The 14,101-nt window shown below is 64.7% G+C and carries 14 protein-coding genes; 6 read left to right on the top strand and 8 right to left on the bottom strand.

Annotated features, from left to right (window positions below):
* Nucleotides 1-202: 202 nt before the first annotated feature.
* Nucleotides 203-964, bottom strand: coding sequence for an isoprenyl transferase (locus tag CXR02_RS04990; RefSeq protein ID WP_058932737.1), 762 nt, complete (start codon nt 962-964; stop codon nt 203-205).
* A 235-nt stretch (nt 965-1,199) separates the two neighbouring features.
* On the opposite strand from CXR02_RS04990, the gene CXR02_RS04985 reads away from it, so the two are divergent.
* On the top strand, nt 1,200-1,841 hold the full coding sequence (locus tag CXR02_RS04985) for a hemolysin III family protein (protein ID WP_058932738.1): 642 nt from the start codon (nt 1,200-1,202) through the stop codon (nt 1,839-1,841).
* 39 nt (nt 1,842-1,880) lie between these two features.
* Here the strand turns inward: CXR02_RS04985 and CXR02_RS04980 are convergent, their stop codons facing one another.
* The gene (locus tag CXR02_RS04980; protein ID WP_104060989.1) at nt 1,881-2,240 is read right to left on the bottom strand and encodes a hypothetical protein; all 360 of its coding nucleotides are present in this window, start codon (nt 2,238-2,240) and stop codon (nt 1,881-1,883) included.
* A 114-nt stretch (nt 2,241-2,354) separates the two neighbouring features.
* Complete coding sequence (gene mca, locus CXR02_RS04975; protein WP_104060988.1) at nt 2,355-3,260, bottom strand: mycothiol conjugate amidase Mca; 906 nt, start codon at nt 3,258-3,260, stop codon at nt 2,355-2,357.
* A 142-nt stretch (nt 3,261-3,402) separates the two neighbouring features.
* On the opposite strand from mca, the gene CXR02_RS04970 reads away from it, so the two are divergent.
* Together CXR02_RS04970 and greA are read left to right on the top strand one after the other, a co-directional pair.
* The gene (locus tag CXR02_RS04970; RefSeq protein WP_104060987.1) at nt 3,403-3,861 is read left to right on the top strand and encodes a DUF4307 domain-containing protein; all 459 of its coding nucleotides are present in this window, start codon (nt 3,403-3,405) and stop codon (nt 3,859-3,861) included.
* Nucleotides 3,862-4,013: 152 nt separating this feature from the next.
* Nucleotides 4,014-4,508, top strand: coding sequence for a transcription elongation factor GreA (greA, locus tag CXR02_RS04965; RefSeq protein WP_056343498.1), 495 nt, complete (start codon nt 4,014-4,016; stop codon nt 4,506-4,508).
* A gap of 53 nt (nt 4,509-4,561) precedes the next feature.
* Here greA and CXR02_RS04960 read toward each other — a convergent pair whose 3' ends face one another.
* Genes CXR02_RS04960 through CXR02_RS04945 form a run of 4 tightly spaced genes read right to left on the bottom strand, consistent with a single transcriptional unit; the run spans nt 4,562 to nt 8,789 of the window.
* Complete coding sequence (locus tag CXR02_RS04960; protein WP_104060986.1) at nt 4,562-5,179, bottom strand: rhomboid family intramembrane serine protease; 618 nt, start codon at nt 5,177-5,179, stop codon at nt 4,562-4,564.
* An 8-nt stretch (nt 5,180-5,187) separates the two neighbouring features.
* Nucleotides 5,188-6,426, bottom strand: a complete 1,239-nt coding sequence (ilvA, locus tag CXR02_RS04955) for a threonine ammonia-lyase (RefSeq protein ID WP_104060985.1) — start codon at nt 6,424-6,426, stop codon at nt 5,188-5,190.
* A gap of 49 nt (nt 6,427-6,475) precedes the next feature.
* A complete protein-coding gene (locus CXR02_RS04950; protein ID WP_104060984.1) occupies nt 6,476-7,789 on the bottom strand; it encodes an AI-2E family transporter in 1,314 nt (437 codons plus the stop codon).
* A gap of 40 nt (nt 7,790-7,829) precedes the next feature.
* On the bottom strand, nt 7,830-8,789 hold the full coding sequence (locus CXR02_RS04945; RefSeq protein ID WP_104060983.1) for an aldose 1-epimerase family protein: 960 nt from the start codon (nt 8,787-8,789) through the stop codon (nt 7,830-7,832).
* 150 nt (nt 8,790-8,939) lie between these two features.
* Here CXR02_RS04945 and galT point away from each other — a divergent pair, with 150 nt between their 5' ends.
* Together galT and galK are read left to right on the top strand one after the other, a co-directional pair.
* Complete coding sequence (gene galT / locus CXR02_RS04940; protein WP_104061087.1) at nt 8,940-10,097, top strand: galactose-1-phosphate uridylyltransferase; 1,158 nt, start codon at nt 8,940-8,942, stop codon at nt 10,095-10,097.
* A 98-nt stretch (nt 10,098-10,195) separates the two neighbouring features.
* On the top strand, nt 10,196-11,329 hold the full coding sequence (galK, locus tag CXR02_RS04935; protein WP_258060821.1) for a galactokinase: 1,134 nt from the start codon (nt 10,196-10,198) through the stop codon (nt 11,327-11,329).
* A 99-nt stretch (nt 11,330-11,428) separates the two neighbouring features.
* On the opposite strand, the gene CXR02_RS04930 is transcribed toward galK, so the two are convergent.
* A complete protein-coding gene (locus tag CXR02_RS04930; RefSeq protein WP_104060982.1) occupies nt 11,429-12,313 on the bottom strand; it encodes a Bax inhibitor-1/YccA family protein in 885 nt (294 codons plus the stop codon).
* A gap of 441 nt (nt 12,314-12,754) precedes the next feature.
* On the opposite strand from CXR02_RS04930, the gene CXR02_RS04925 reads away from it, so the two are divergent.
* Nucleotides 12,755-14,095: a branched-chain amino acid ABC transporter permease gene (locus tag CXR02_RS04925; RefSeq protein ID WP_258060795.1), complete on the top strand. Its 1,341-nt coding sequence runs from the start codon at nt 12,755-12,757 to the stop codon at nt 14,093-14,095.
* Nucleotides 14,096-14,101: the final 6 nt, after the last annotated feature.

Here is a 14,101-nt window from a genome sequence, read left to right as displayed (position 1 = left end):
TCGGCCTGGAGGCCGGGTCCGGCCTCCCATACAACCGGTGCGAAATTCGCTCCATGTACTGGCCTCCCCGATCAGCCGGCGTTTTTGCCTGCTGATGGATATAACGTAATTCCCTGCCCAGTAATTTCCGGTGCCATCCGTCGGCGATTCCTGTTGCCGGTTTGTGAATTCCGGATGAACGGGGGCGGACCCGTGATGAGGCTCAGGTCCCGAAGCGCCGCTGCCTGCCGGCGTAGTCCCGAAGGGCGCGGAGGAAGTCCACTTTTCGGAAGGCGGGCCACAAGGCCTCGCAGAAGTAGAACTCGCTGTACGCGCTCTGCCACATCAGGAACCCGGACAGCCGCTGCTCCCCGGAGGTTCTGATCACCAGGTCCGGATCCGGCTGGCCGCGCGTGTAGAGGAAACGGGAAATATCGTCCACGGACAGGGTGTCAGCGAGCGCCGAAATGTCAGAGCCCTTGGCGACGGCGTCGTGAAGCAGCTCCCGCACGGCGTCAACGATTTCGCGGCGTCCGCCGTAGCCCACCGCAACGTTGACATGGATCTTTTCGCGTACCGGAGTGCGGGCAGTGAGCTTGTTGAGCCGTTCCGCCAGGTAGTCGGGCAAGAGCTCGGGGGCGCCCATGGCGTTGACCGAGATGTTGGCGTCATCGTCCAGGCGGTCCAGCGTGTTGGCAATGATCCCCATCAGAAGGTCCAGCTCCTCGCTGGACCGGCTCATGTTGTCCGTGGACAGCATGTAGAGCGTGACCACCTTGACACCAAGCTCCTGGCACCATCCGAGGAATTCATGGATCTTGTCCGCGCCGGCCTGGTGGCCCTGGCTGGTGGGTGCGTTGAACTGTTTGGCCCAGCGGCGGTTGCCATCCACCATCACGCCGATGTGATTGGGAATGCGGCCGCCGGCCAACTCGCTGAGCAGCCGCCTCTCGTAGAAGCCATAAAGGAACCCGCGCAATTCCACGAGGAGACTCACCTGACTTCCGTTGCTGTTCGACGGCATTGCACATCCTAGGCTACCGTCCGGGACCGGGACCGGCGTGACGGGACGTTCCCGGATGACCTGCCATGATTGTTACCCATGAGTAACTTATCCAAAGAGAGGATATTCTGAAGCCATGAACAGCCAGACTCCTGACGGCCCCCGCGCGCCCTCGGCGGACCACGGCCACAGCCCCTTGAACGACGCCGCCGTCCGGCTGGCCGAGCTCCTGATGATCAAGCCCAAGTGGCGCGGCTGGATCCACACCGTCACGGCTCCGCTGGCCCTGGCGGCGGGACTCGTCCTCGTGGTCCTCGCCCCCACTACGGACCGCAAGATCACCTCGGCCATCTACGCTGCCACCGGCGTCCTGCTTTTTGGCATCAGTGCCATCTACCACCGCGGCAACTGGTCTCCGGGCGTGAAGATTGTCCTCAAGCGCCTGGACCACACCAACATCATGCTGGTCATCGCCGGCAGCTATACTCCCCTGGCCTGGTCGCTGCTGGAACAGCCCAAGGCGGTCCTGCTGCTCTGGGTCATCTGGTCCGGGGCCATTCTGGGCGTGCTGTTCCGGCTGCTGTGGACGGACGCGCCGCGCTGGCTATACGTGCCCATCTACATCGCACTGGGCTGCGGGTCGCTGTTCTACCTGCCTGAGTTCTTCGCGGCCAGCGTCCCCGCCGCCGTCCTCATCTGTGTGGGCGGCGTTCTGTACATCACCGGCGCCGTGTTCTACGCGCTGAAGAAACCCAACTTCAGCTACGAACACTTTGGCTTCCACGAACTCTTCCATGCCCTGACGGTCCTGGCCTTCGCAGCACATTTCACGGCGATCGCCATCGCAGTCCTCAGCTGAACTGTTGAGGCCGGCAGGAACGCGTAGGTCCGGCCCGCTTCAGTCGCGGGGTCGGGGCCGGTCGGCGGCCTGGCCGTGACCGTTGTCTTCGAGGCCTGGCTTGTCGCCGGTCGCATCCGTGTCGCCGGCAACACCGCGGCCGTCGTGGCCGTCCGCAGCTTCAATGTCCGCTGCCGCGGCCGCTGCCTGGCGTTCCTCTTCAACCTGCGCCCGGTAGCGGACGCGGCGGATGCGGCGGACCATGTCCACAATCAGCAGCGTGGTGGCCAGCACAAAGAAAGCCGTCATGATGAAGCCCCACAGGCCCGGGGTGATCTGGTCCTCGGAGATGCCCTCACGCAGGCCGGGCGTCGGCAGCGGTGAGGGTGTGGTGGTCAGGGCGAGGAGCAAGTGGTGCACGGTTCAAACCTTCTGTGGAAACTGATGGGCAGCCGGCCGGGGATTCCGGAGGCGGGTCCGCGGGATCCGGACCAGCCCACTGCTTTTCTACACGGCATAGAATATGCTGCCGCTCTATCTTAGCCCGGCGAAAAGGTCCTTTTCGGGCAATTCCGCGGGGACCCTGGACTCGATCAGGGAGTAGTCTTCCCACGGCCACACGCGGCGCTGCATCTCGGCCGAAACGGCAAAGAAGAACCCCAGCGGATCAACCTGCGTCCGGTGCGCGCGGAGGGCGTCGTCGCGGGCCTCAAAAAAGTCCCCGCAGTCGATCTGCGTCGTGGTGGCATGGGCACCCTGCGGCGGGGTGTGGCCTTCCGCGTCCGTTTCCAGCCAGGCGGCCAGCCGCTGGGCGTACGGGGACTGGAGGCCTGCTTCCTCCAGGGCAAAATGCAGTGCGCGGAACCGGTCCGGGCTGAAGGCCCTGTCGTAATAGAGCTTGCTGGGTTCCCAGGCCGCTCCGGCGTCAGGATACCGGCTGGGGTCACCCGCAGCCGCAAATGCCTCCACTGCCACCCGGTGCGCCATGATGTGGTCCGGGTGCGGGTATCCCCCGTTTTCGTCATAGCTGACGATCACCTGCGGCTTGAAGTCCCGGACCAGGCGCACCAACGGCGCCGCGGCGCGCTCCAGCGGCTGGACGGCGAAGGATCCGGCCGGCAGCGGCGGCAGCGGATCGCCCTCGGGCAGCCCGGAGTCCGTGAATCCCAACCAGCGCTGCTGGATGCCCAGTACCTTGGCCGCCTGGTCCATTTCCAGCCGGCGCGCCCCGGCCATGTCCCGCTTGGGATGCGGCTCGCCTTCCATGGCAGGGTTCTGGATGTCTCCGCGGGATCCGTCGGTGCAGGTGGCCACCATAACTTCCACTCCGGCGGCGGCGTACATGGCCATGGTCGCGGCACCCTTGCTTGACTCGTCGTCCGGGTGCGCGTGCACGGCTAGCAGCCTCAGCGTTGCCGGGGTATTGGTGGACGCTGTCATCGAGGACGGCTCCTTATTCTTCTGCGGCTGCTGTGACGGCCATTGGACTGAGGACTGCATGACTGGACGGACGGGACAGCTGTGCCGGGGGTGCTGATCCGGCCCGGACGGCCACGGCCTGGAACCGAACTAAACTGGACTGGTGACTACCCAGGATCAGCCCGCCGCGTCCCCGCCTGCAGACACTAGCCTAGCCAATCGTTATGGCAGTAAAAAGCAGCCCCTCCCGCGTGCGTTCAAACGTGGCATTGCCGTAGCGGCGCTGGCGGCCGGAGTGGGGTTTATGGCCTGGGTCTCCACGTCCTCAGCCGGCTCTGACGTGACGTTCAAGGACATCGGTTTCAGCACCATCGATGCCACGGCGACCGAGGTCGATTTCCAGGTCACCAGGGAACCAGGGACGGCCGTCAAGTGCGCCGTCAAGGCCCTCGACTCCAAGTTCGCCGTGGTGGGCTGGAAAGTAGTGGACATCCCGCCCGGGAAAGCTGACGGAACGGCCGACGGCGGCAGGACAGTTTCGCAGCGCGTGACACTCCGGACGGAGTCCCTGTCAGTTTCCGGCGTGGTGGACGACTGCTGGATTCCGAGTGCCGGGACGTAGCGCCGTGTGATCTATGCCCCATCCCGGGTTGGGTATGTCCAGAGTTTTGACTACAATGGGTCAATACCTTTACCCCGCTGAGCTGGTTGCTGAGTTCCATAAGTGGCCACCGTTGCGGGGTCTTTTGCATGTACGACCATTAGGAGAAGTCCGTGTCTACCACCAACAGCGCGCCTGCAGCCTGGCTCACCCAGGAAGCTTTTGACCGCCTGAAGGCAGAGCTGGACCACCTTTCCGGCCCTGGCCGTGCGGAGATCGTCCAGAAGATTGAAGCTGCCCGGCAAGAGGGCGACCTAAAGGAAAACGGCGGCTACCATGCAGCCAAAGAAGAGCAGGGCAAGATCGAAGCCCGGATCCGCCAGCTGACGGCCCTTCTGCGCGATGCCCACGTGGGCGAGTCCCCCGCTGACGACGGCATTGTGGAGCCCGGCATGCTCGTTGTTGCCCGAATCGCAGGCGACGAAGAGACATTCCTGCTGGGGTCCCGCGAAATCGCCGGCGATTCAGACCTGGACGTGTTCAGTGAGAAGTCACCCCTCGGCGCCGCAATCGTCGGCCACAAAGAGGGCGCGAAGCTCAGCTACACGGCTCCGAACGGCAAGGACATCACGGTGGAGATCCTCTCCGCCAAGCCTTACGCAGGCTGACGCTTCACACTGATCGTCTCAGGCCAACCAAGCCTGGCCAACGCCGGTCCCCGTCAGGGGGCCGGCGTTCTTGCGTGCTTGGGGCGCAGCAACAGGGCAGCGACAACTCCGCCTGCCGCGCCGCCGAGGTGCGCCTGCCAGGAGATGAAGCTGCCCATGATGGGCAGCACCCCCAGCAGGATGCCCCCGTAGACCATAAACAGCACCACGGCGAGCAGGATCTGGCGCCAGCTGTGGTTGAAGAAACCCCGCACCAGGAGGAAGGCGAACAATCCGAAAACCAGGCCGGAGGCGCCAACGGTGATGCCGCCGTCGCCAATCAGCCACACTGTCAGTCCGGAGCCCAGCCAGCTGAACCCGAGGGCCGCCAGGAACACCCTCACGCCGGAGAGGAACACCAGGAAGCCGAAGACGATCAGGGGCAGGGCATTGGACAGCAGGTGGTTCAGATTGGCGTGCAGCAGCGGGAACGTCAGGATGTCCAGAAGCCCGTCCGCGGACCGGGGCCGGAGCCCGAAAGTCCGGTTCAGGGCATGCAGGGTCAGCATGTTGAACAGTTCGATCACAAAGAGCACGGCCACAAAGCCGCCGGCCACCAACAGTCCACCCTTCGCCCGCGAGGCTGTGGTTTCCCGGTTCCGCGGCTTTCCGTCCCCCATCGCGTCAAGCATGGCTGCTCCTAATGCACCACAATAGGCTGGAAACCCTCGGCACGGAGGGCGCCGAGGACCTGCTCACAATGTTCGTGGCCCTTGGTTTCGAGGTTCACGGTGATGGAAACGTCGCCCATGCTGATGGAGCCGCCAACACGCGTGTGATCCAGGCCCGTGACGTTCGCATCGTTTTCGGCGATGATGCGGGCGATGGTGGCCAGCGAGCCCGGCCGGTCATCCAGCATCATCCGGACTGTCATGTAGCGCCCGGCGGCGGACAGGCCCCGCTGGATGACTTTAAGCATCAGCATCGGATCGATGTTGCCGCCGGACAGGATCACGGCCGTGGTCCCGGGGTTTTCGATTTTGCCGTCCATCAAGGCCGCAACTCCGACCGCCCCGGCGGGTTCCACCACCATCTTGGCCCGCTCCAGCAGGAAGATCAGAGCCCGCGCCAGGGAATCCTCGCTGACGGTGACAACATCATCCACCAGCTCGCGGATGATACTGAAGGGCAGCTGTCCGGGCCGGCCCACGGCGATGCCGTCAGCCATGGTGGACACCTTCTTCAGCGGAACCAGGGCGTCGGCGGCGAGGGACGGCGGATAGGCCGCGGCGTTTTCGGCCTGGACACCGATGATGCGGATTTCCCGGCCAAGTTCCCTGGCCCGGGCTTTGACGGCTACAGCCACTCCGGCCAGCAACCCGCCGCCGCCCACACCCATCAGGATGGTGTCCACATTGGGGATCTGCTCGAGAATCTCCAGGCCGATGGTTCCTTGGCCGGACACCACATCAACATTGTCGAAAGGGTGCACAAAGACCATGCCGGACTCATCGGCGTAGCGCTGCGCCTCGGCGAGGGCCTCATCCACGTTGTGGCCGTGGAGGATCACCTCCGCACCGTGGCTGCGCGTGGCCGCCAGTTTCGGGAGGGCTACGCCCAGCGGCATGTAGATGCGGGCCTTGATGCCCAGGCTTTTGGCGGCTACGGCCACGCCCTGTGCGTGGTTTCCGGCTGACGCGGCCACAACACCGCGTTTTTTATCCTCAGCCGAGAGCTTGGCCATGCGGACATAGGCACCGCGGACCTTGAACGATCCGGCCCGCTGCAGGTTTTCGCACTTGAAGAAGACGTCGCCGCCAACCATCCCGCCCAGGGCCCGTGACGATTCCACAGGGGTCCGCATAATAATCCCCTCGAGCAGCTTCTGCGCCTCCAGGACATCGTCCAGCGTGACGGGAAGGGTTTCAAGGGTGTTCACGGACTTATTCTCCTTGGGTGGATACGGCTCCGGCGCCCTGACTCATGTTTCAGGCCTGGGCGTCCGGATTGGCGGCTTCTGTGCTGGCTGCGGCGTCCTTGCCGCGCTTGGGCTTGAAGCCCGGCAACCGGACGTCCCTGATGGAGTCATCATGGTCCGGGCCTGGCGTCACCGGCCCTCCGGGGGTTGCCAGCACCTGTTCATGTTCCCACGTTCTGGCCGCGATGTAGCGAATTGCGGAGTTTGCTACGGCGAGGATGGGGACTGAGAACAGCGCGCCGGGGATGCCCGCAAGGTACGAACCCGCCGCCACAGAGAGGATGACCGCCACCGGGTGCAGGGCCACGGCCTTGCCCATCACGAGGGGTTGCAGGATGTGGCTCTCCAGCTGCTGGACCAGCAGGACGATAGCCAGCATGATCAGGGCGTTGACCGGCCCGTTGGCCACCAGGGCCAGGAGTACGGCGATGGCCCCGGTCACCAGGGCACCGACCACCGGGATAAAGGAACCGATGAACACCAGCACGCTCAGGGGCAGGGCCAGCGGCACCCCGATGATGGCCGCGCCGGCGCCGATGCCTACCGCGTCAACAAACGCAACAAACATCTGGATCCGTGCGTAGCTGACCATCGAAGTCCAGCCCTTGCGTCCGGCACCGAACGTTGCCGCCCGCGCTTTCTTCGGGAGGAGTCGGACCAGGAAGGCCCAGATCCTGTCGCCTTCGAGCAGGAAGAAGATCAGGATGAACAGGGCCAGCACCATTCCCGCGGCGAAGTGGCCAGCGGTACTGCCGAAGGACAACGCACCGCTGAGGATGCTGCTGCTGTTGTTCTGGAGTGCGGCGGATGCCTCCTTGAGGTACTGGTCGATCTGGTCGGCGGTGAGGTGCAGGGGTCCTTCGGCCAGCCAGTCCTGGACCTGCTTCACGCCGGTCAGCGCCTGGGACCACAATTCGCCGAAACCTGAAGCCAGCTGGCGTCCCACCAGGGCAAGGGCGCCAGCAATCACACCGATGAACCCCAGCACCGTGATGGCCACCGCGGCGCCATTTGGCAGGCGCCTGCTCCGCAGCCAGCGCACTACCGGGCTCAGCAGCCCGGCCAGCAGCGCCGCCACCATAACGGGAATAATCAGGAAGCTGATCCGGCTGAGCAGCCAAATCAGGGCGCTGGCCACCAGAAGGATGAGACCGAGCCGCCAGGCCCACGACGCTGCGATCCGGATACCGTAGGGAATGTCCTGCTCAAGCTCCCGGTCCGCCTGCACCCGGGCCGGACGGACGGGTTCCACCGGCCGGACCGTGTCCGGCGCCGTGCCTGTGGGCTTTGAATCGGATGGGGTGGCGTCCTCGGCTGGCGTCATAGCCTAATACTTCCTCAGCACCGCCCCTTATGCGAAACGGCTACCCGGCCCCGCCCAGGACAGCATCGATCCCCCAGGCCATCGTGAACGTTTCCCCGGCCGAAAGCCACCGCAGCCCGTCACCCGAGTTGAAGGCGTTGGCCGGACCGGTCATGGGTTCGATGGCCACCGCCCTGGGCCTGCCGGGCAGCTCAGTTGTCACAAAGATGTGGACGTAGCCGCAGGATTCGTCCTGCCACAAGGTGACACTGCGGCCGTCAGGTGCGCTGAGCACATGGCGGGCCGCACCGCCGTCGAACGTCAGGTCAGTGAGGGCTACATCGATCTCAAGGTCCCCCACTCTTTGGCCGCTGCGGAAGTCACTGTCCCCGCTGACGGGCTCCGAGCTCCGCGGGATCAGGCGCCGGTCCGCCACCAGGCGGGTGCCGGCGGCGACGGTCAGGGTGAGCTGGTCCACGTCCGCGTCGCCCAGCCGCAGGTATGGGTGGGCGCCCAGGACGAACGGCGCTGGCGCGTTGGAATCGTTGATCAGCGTCTGGCGGACTTCCAGGCCAAGATCCTCAGCGAGAAGGTACTGGACTCGGTGGCGCACCAGGAAGGGGTAGCCATGCTGCGGGAACACCGTCGCCTCGAGGGTCACCGAATATTGCGATTCATCAACCAGGCTGTAGGCGGAGTTGCGGAGCAGTCCATGACTGGCGTTGTTCCGGGAAACCTCCGTAATGTCCAGTTGCTGCTTCTTGCCGTCCAGGTACCAGAGCCCGTCCTCCACCCTGTTTGCCCAGGGGGCGAGGGTGATCCCGGCGGCGCCGGGGGAAATCTCGGCGTCCCCATAGGTCTCGGTGAGCTGGACACCGGCGCGGCTGTAGAGCCGCAGGCCGGCCGCCAGCTCAGTCACAACTGCGAACGCGTCACCCCTGCGGAGTTCGTACTGCCGGCCGGTGGCGTAGGTCTGGAATCCGGCGGGAATGCTCGCGTCCGGGGTTGCGCTCGAAGTCATGAGCACCACCGTAACAGGGGGCAAGGACTGCCTGCCATCACCGCGAGATGTTCTCTTTTGTGTGAAACTATTCTTTTTTGAGCGAAATATGGGATGATCGAGGCAACGGACGCCCGGCATCTCCGGCACCAGCACGCAAAGGACCCCGCCATGACAGGTATCACCACCACCACCCTCGCCGATGGCCGGGAGCTGATTTATTTCGACGACGGCGCCACTGCCAAGCCACGCACGGCGGCCACCACTACCGATCACCGGCCTTTACCCGAGCGCGGCGAGCCTGGCGAAGTACGCTTCGATGCCCTCACCGACGAGTGGGTGGCTGTCGCGGCGCACCGGCAGTCCCGCACCCACCTCCCGCCTGCCGACCAGTGCCCCATCTGCCCCACCACACCGAACAACCCCTCCGAGATCCCAGCACCCGACTATGACGTTGTGGTGTTTGAAAACCGCTTCCCGTCGCTGGGCCCGGCCGTGGGGCCAGTGCCGTCCACTCCGGCCTGGGGCACCACCGGACCCGCGTACGGACGCTGTGAAGTAGTGGCGTTCACGCCCGAGCACACGGGATCGTTCAGTGGCCTGGGTGAGGCCCGCGCCCGGACTGTGGTCGAAGCGTGGGCGCACCGCACCGAAGTCCTCAGCAAACTGCCGGGGATCAAGCAGGTGTTCCCGTTCGAAAACCGCGGGGCCGACATCGGCGTCACCCTCCACCACCCGCACGGCCAGATCTATGCGTACCCCTACGTCACGCCCCGGGCAGGCGTCATCGGAGCGGCCGCACGCAAGTTCTATGATGGGTCCGACGGACGGCAGACGCTCACGGGCTCGCTGCTGCGGGCGGAACGCGAGGACGGGAGCCGAATGGTGATGGAGGGCGGGAATTTCAGCGCCTACGTGCCGTTCGCTGCCCGCTGGCCGCTGGAAATCCACCTGGTGCCGCACCGGCAGGTACCCGACCTGGCCGCCTTGAGCGGTGAGGAAAAGGATGAACTGGCCCATGTCTACCTTGACCTGCTCAAACGGCTCGATGCCCTGTATCCGACGCCGACGCCCTACATTTCCGCCTGGCACCAGGCCCCTCTTGACGACCTCCTGCGCCCCGCCAGCTACCTGCACCTCCAGCTGACGTCGCCCCGCCGGGCAGCGGACAAGCTCAAGTTCCTGGCCGGCTCCGAAGCCGCCATGGGCGCCTTTATCAATGACACCACCCCGGAAAGCGTGGCGGAACGGCTCCGTGCCGTGGTGGTGCCCGAGTCCAGCCCCGCCCCTGCTGCTCTGGGGGCCCTGCCTGAAGGAGTACACGCGTGAGCGCCTCCCCTGACCCGTTTACTGCCCGGACCGCACTGACCAACCCGGCGGAACCGGGCACTGAGGACCTGGACACAGCGCAGCCCGGCACCGCGGACCTGGCCGCCCGCTTTGGGCAGGAGTTCGGCAGGCTGCCCGACGGCGTCTGGCAGGCACCGGGGCGCGTTAACCTCATCGGCGAGCACACCGACTACAACGAAGGTTTTGTGCTCCCGTTCGCGATCGACAAGACCGCCCGGGTGGCTGTCGCAGTCCGCCCGGACTCCACGGTCAGGCTCCTCTCCACTTATGGTGACCACGGCATGGTCACCGCCGACCTCGGCTCCTTGGACGCGGCTTCCGCCAAGGGCTGGACGAAGTATCCGCTCGGTGTGATGTGGGCGTTGCAGCAGCAGGGCATCAGCGTTCCGGGGGTGGACCTGCTGCTCGATTCAAACGTTCCCCTGGGCGCCGGCCTGTCCTCATCGCACGCCATCGAATGCGCGGTCATCTCAGCCCTGAATGACCTGACGGGAGCGGGGCTTGAACCCGAAGAGATGGTCCTCGCCACCCAGCGCGCCGAGAACGACTTTGTCGGCGCCCCCACGGGCATCATGGACCAGTCAGCGTCGCTGCGCGGATCCAAGGGGCACGCGGTCTTCCTGGACTGCCGCGACCAGAGCGCTCAGCTGGTTCCCTTCGAAACAGAACCTGCAGGGCTGGTGATGCTGGTGATCGATACCAACGTCTCCCACTCCCATGCGGACGGCGGGTACGCCTCCCGCCGCGCGTCCTGCGAACTGGGCGCCGAGGTCCTGGGCGTCAAGGCACTGCGTGACGTCCGGATGGAGGACCTGGAAGAAGCCGCCGGCCTCCTGGACGAGGTCACCTACCGGCGCGTGCGCCATATCGTGACCGAAAACAACCGCGTGCTGCAGACCGTGGAGCTGCTGGCCAGTGCGGGCCCCGGTTCCATAGGCCCGCTGCTGGACGCCAGCCACGTTTCCATGCGGGACGACTTTGAAATCTCCTGCGCGGAACTGGATCTTGCGGTGGCCACCTCCCGCGCCAACGGCGCAATCGGCGCCCGGATGACCGGCGGTGGCTTCGGCGGGGCCGCCATCGCGCTCACCCCGGTGACGTCGGAGCAGCAGGTGCGCGCCGCCGTCGTGCGTGCGTTCGAAGAAGCCGGCTACACGGCCCCTGACATCTTCACGGTGACCCCTGCAGCGGGAGCCATGCGCATTTCGTAGCGCTGATACCGCAAAGAGGGCCCCGCCGGATGCGAAATGCATCGGTGGGGCCCTCTTCTTGTGAGAGCGAATTACGACGGCGGACGCCGGGTTCTGTTGTCAGTCCTCGCCACGGAGGATGGCCAGGACGCGGATGATCTCCACGTACAGCCAGACCAGGGTGACCGTCAGGCCGAAGGCAGCGGTCCAGGAGAAGCGCTGCGGTGCACCGCTCTGCACGCCGGCTTCGATGCTGGTGAAGTCCATGACCAGGGAGAACGCGGCCAGGCCTATGGCCAGGATGCCGATGACAACACCAAAGATGCCGCTGCGCAGGCCGAAGGGTTCCGTCGTCATACCCGTCATCATCATGACCAGGTTGACCACGGAGAACAGGCCGTAACCCACCAGGGCGATCATGAAGAACTTCATGGCCTTGGGAGAGGCGCGCACTTTGCCGCTCTTGAACAGGAGCAGCGTCACGGTGAACACGGACAGCGTGCCGATGACGGCCTGCAGGCCGACTCCCGGGTACATCAGGTCAAGCACGCGGGTGAGGCCGCCGAGGAACAGGCCTTCGAGCCCGGCATAGGCCAGGATCAGTGCGGGCGAAGGCTGCTTCTTGAACGTGTTGACCAGTGCCAGGACGAAGCCGCCCAGCGCACCGACGATCATCAGGATGCTGGCCAGCCCCAGGCTGACGAACAGGGTCACCGCGGCACCGGCCAGCAGGACTCCGAGGCAGGCAGCAGTCTTGACGATGACGTCGTCGTACGTCATCCGGCCGGTGTCCGCGGGACCTGCGGCCGGCTGGTTGTACATCTGGCGCAGCTGCTCATCGGTCATGTTCTGTTGCTGGCCCCAACCATTCTGGGGATCCATGACCTGGCCGGGAGCCCGCTGGCCATACTGTGCCTGTCCGTAGGGTGCCTGCGGGACACGCGGTGCCTGCGTTGCTCCACGGAAATTCTTTCCGTTGAAGATCGGGTTTCCGCCAAGTGCCATTGCTGGTGTCCTCCAAGTAAAGGGTTTGAGTCGTGACTTACGAACCACGCTACCAATATCTACGCGCTCACGCCCCAATAAGTTCCCGGTCCATGGCGCCGAAACGCAACCGTGATGCATCCGAGTGGACGGTCGCACGCGCCGCCGGGCCGCGCGTAGGCCAGGCCGCCCCCTGAGGAATACTGCTGATCAACAGAAGTTTCTTTGCGAACACTTTGCCAATGCGCCATGGCTGTAACGCAGTTGTTATGCGATCGCTACCCTTCGGCCTCCCCCCAGCCTAAAATTTGCCTCTGACGAGCTGTAACATAAACCACACACGGTGACGGATATCACAATCAGGCCCCAACCTGCAGAAAGCCCCACCATCCGTCCCGTGACGTTTTCAGTGGCTGCAATGGCGCATCCCTGGCCACCCCACCCAAGTGGAGGATTTTCATTTTGAGAAGTACACCCAAAGGCTCGCCGCACAGACGGCCGGGCGGATTGCTGAAAGTGATAGGGGCCGTCTTTGCCTCTGTCGTGGCGATACTGCTCGTCGTCGCCCCGGCATCACAAGCCACTTCGCCGTCTCCGACACCATCCCCGTCGATTACGACCTTCCAGAACAACATCAGCGGCTTCCTACGGGATGACGCGCGAACCCCCATCGCCGACGTGACCATAACCGCCAGGAGCGGGGACTTCGAAGGGACCGCCACATCCGCGGCCAACGGGTCCTGGAGCATTGGGGTCCCGGTCCAAGGCACTTATGAGATCGAACTGGACGAGTCGACCCTGCCAGAGGGCATCAAGCTCGCGGACGGCCAGGAAAACCCCCGCAGCGTAGCGTTCAGCCAGACCTCGAACCTCTCCGTGATTTTTGCCTTCGGTAAGGGGATCGTGGTCCAGCAGCAGGACTTCGGCCAGAACCTCCTCAACCGGCTCGTAGCGGGGTTGAGCTTTGGCCTCCTGCTGGCGCTGGCTTCCGTGGGTCTTTCCCTGATCTTCGGAACCACGGGGCTGACTAACTTCGCCCACGGGGAAATGGTCACCCTCGGCGCTGTGCTGGTCTTCGCCTTTAACGCTATCGGCCTTCCCTTCTGGCTTGCGTTGATCCTCTCGCTCCTCGGCGGCGGCCTCTTCGGCTACGTCCAGGACGCCGGACTGTGGAAGCCGCTTCGCCGCCGCGGAACGGGCCTCGTGCCCATGATGATCGTCAGCATCGGCCTCGCCCTTGCCGTCCGGTACGTCATCCAGTTCTACTTTGGCGGCGCCACGCAGCAACTGCCTTTTGCCCAGAGCGCCGAAATCCAACTGGGTCCGGTATCGATCTCTCCCAACAACCTGTGGTCGCTCATCATCAGTGCAGTGGTGATCGCCCTGATCGGAATCGTCCTCTTGAAAACCCGGCTGGGCAAGGCCACCCGCGCGGTGGCTGACAACCCGGCGTTGGCGGCCGCCTCAGGCATCGACGTCGACTCGGTCATCCGGATCGTCTGGGTCACCGGCGGCATGCTCGCCTCCCTCGGCGGAATCCTGTGGGCCTACTACCGGCCTGGCGTGACCTTCGACATGGGTTCGCAGATCCTGCTACTCATCTTCGCCGGCGTGACCCTGGGCGGCCTCGGCACCGTCTTCGGCGCCCTCATCGGGTCCATCATCGTCGGCATCTTCGTAGAGCTGACAACCGTTTTCGGCCTCGCCGCCGACCTCAAGTATGTGGGAGCACTGTTCATCATGATTGTTGTCCTCTTGTTCCGGCCCCAGGGCATCCTGGGTCGTCGCGAGCGCGTGGGTTAGGAGACA

Origin of the sequence: Arthrobacter sp. 4R501, assembly GCF_002929755.1 — a bacterium.
Classification (GTDB): Bacteria; Actinomycetota; Actinomycetes; order Actinomycetales; family Micrococcaceae; genus Arthrobacter.
The sequence above is the reverse complement of the archived record's forward strand: the minus strand, read 5'-3'. Positions and strand labels throughout refer to the sequence as shown.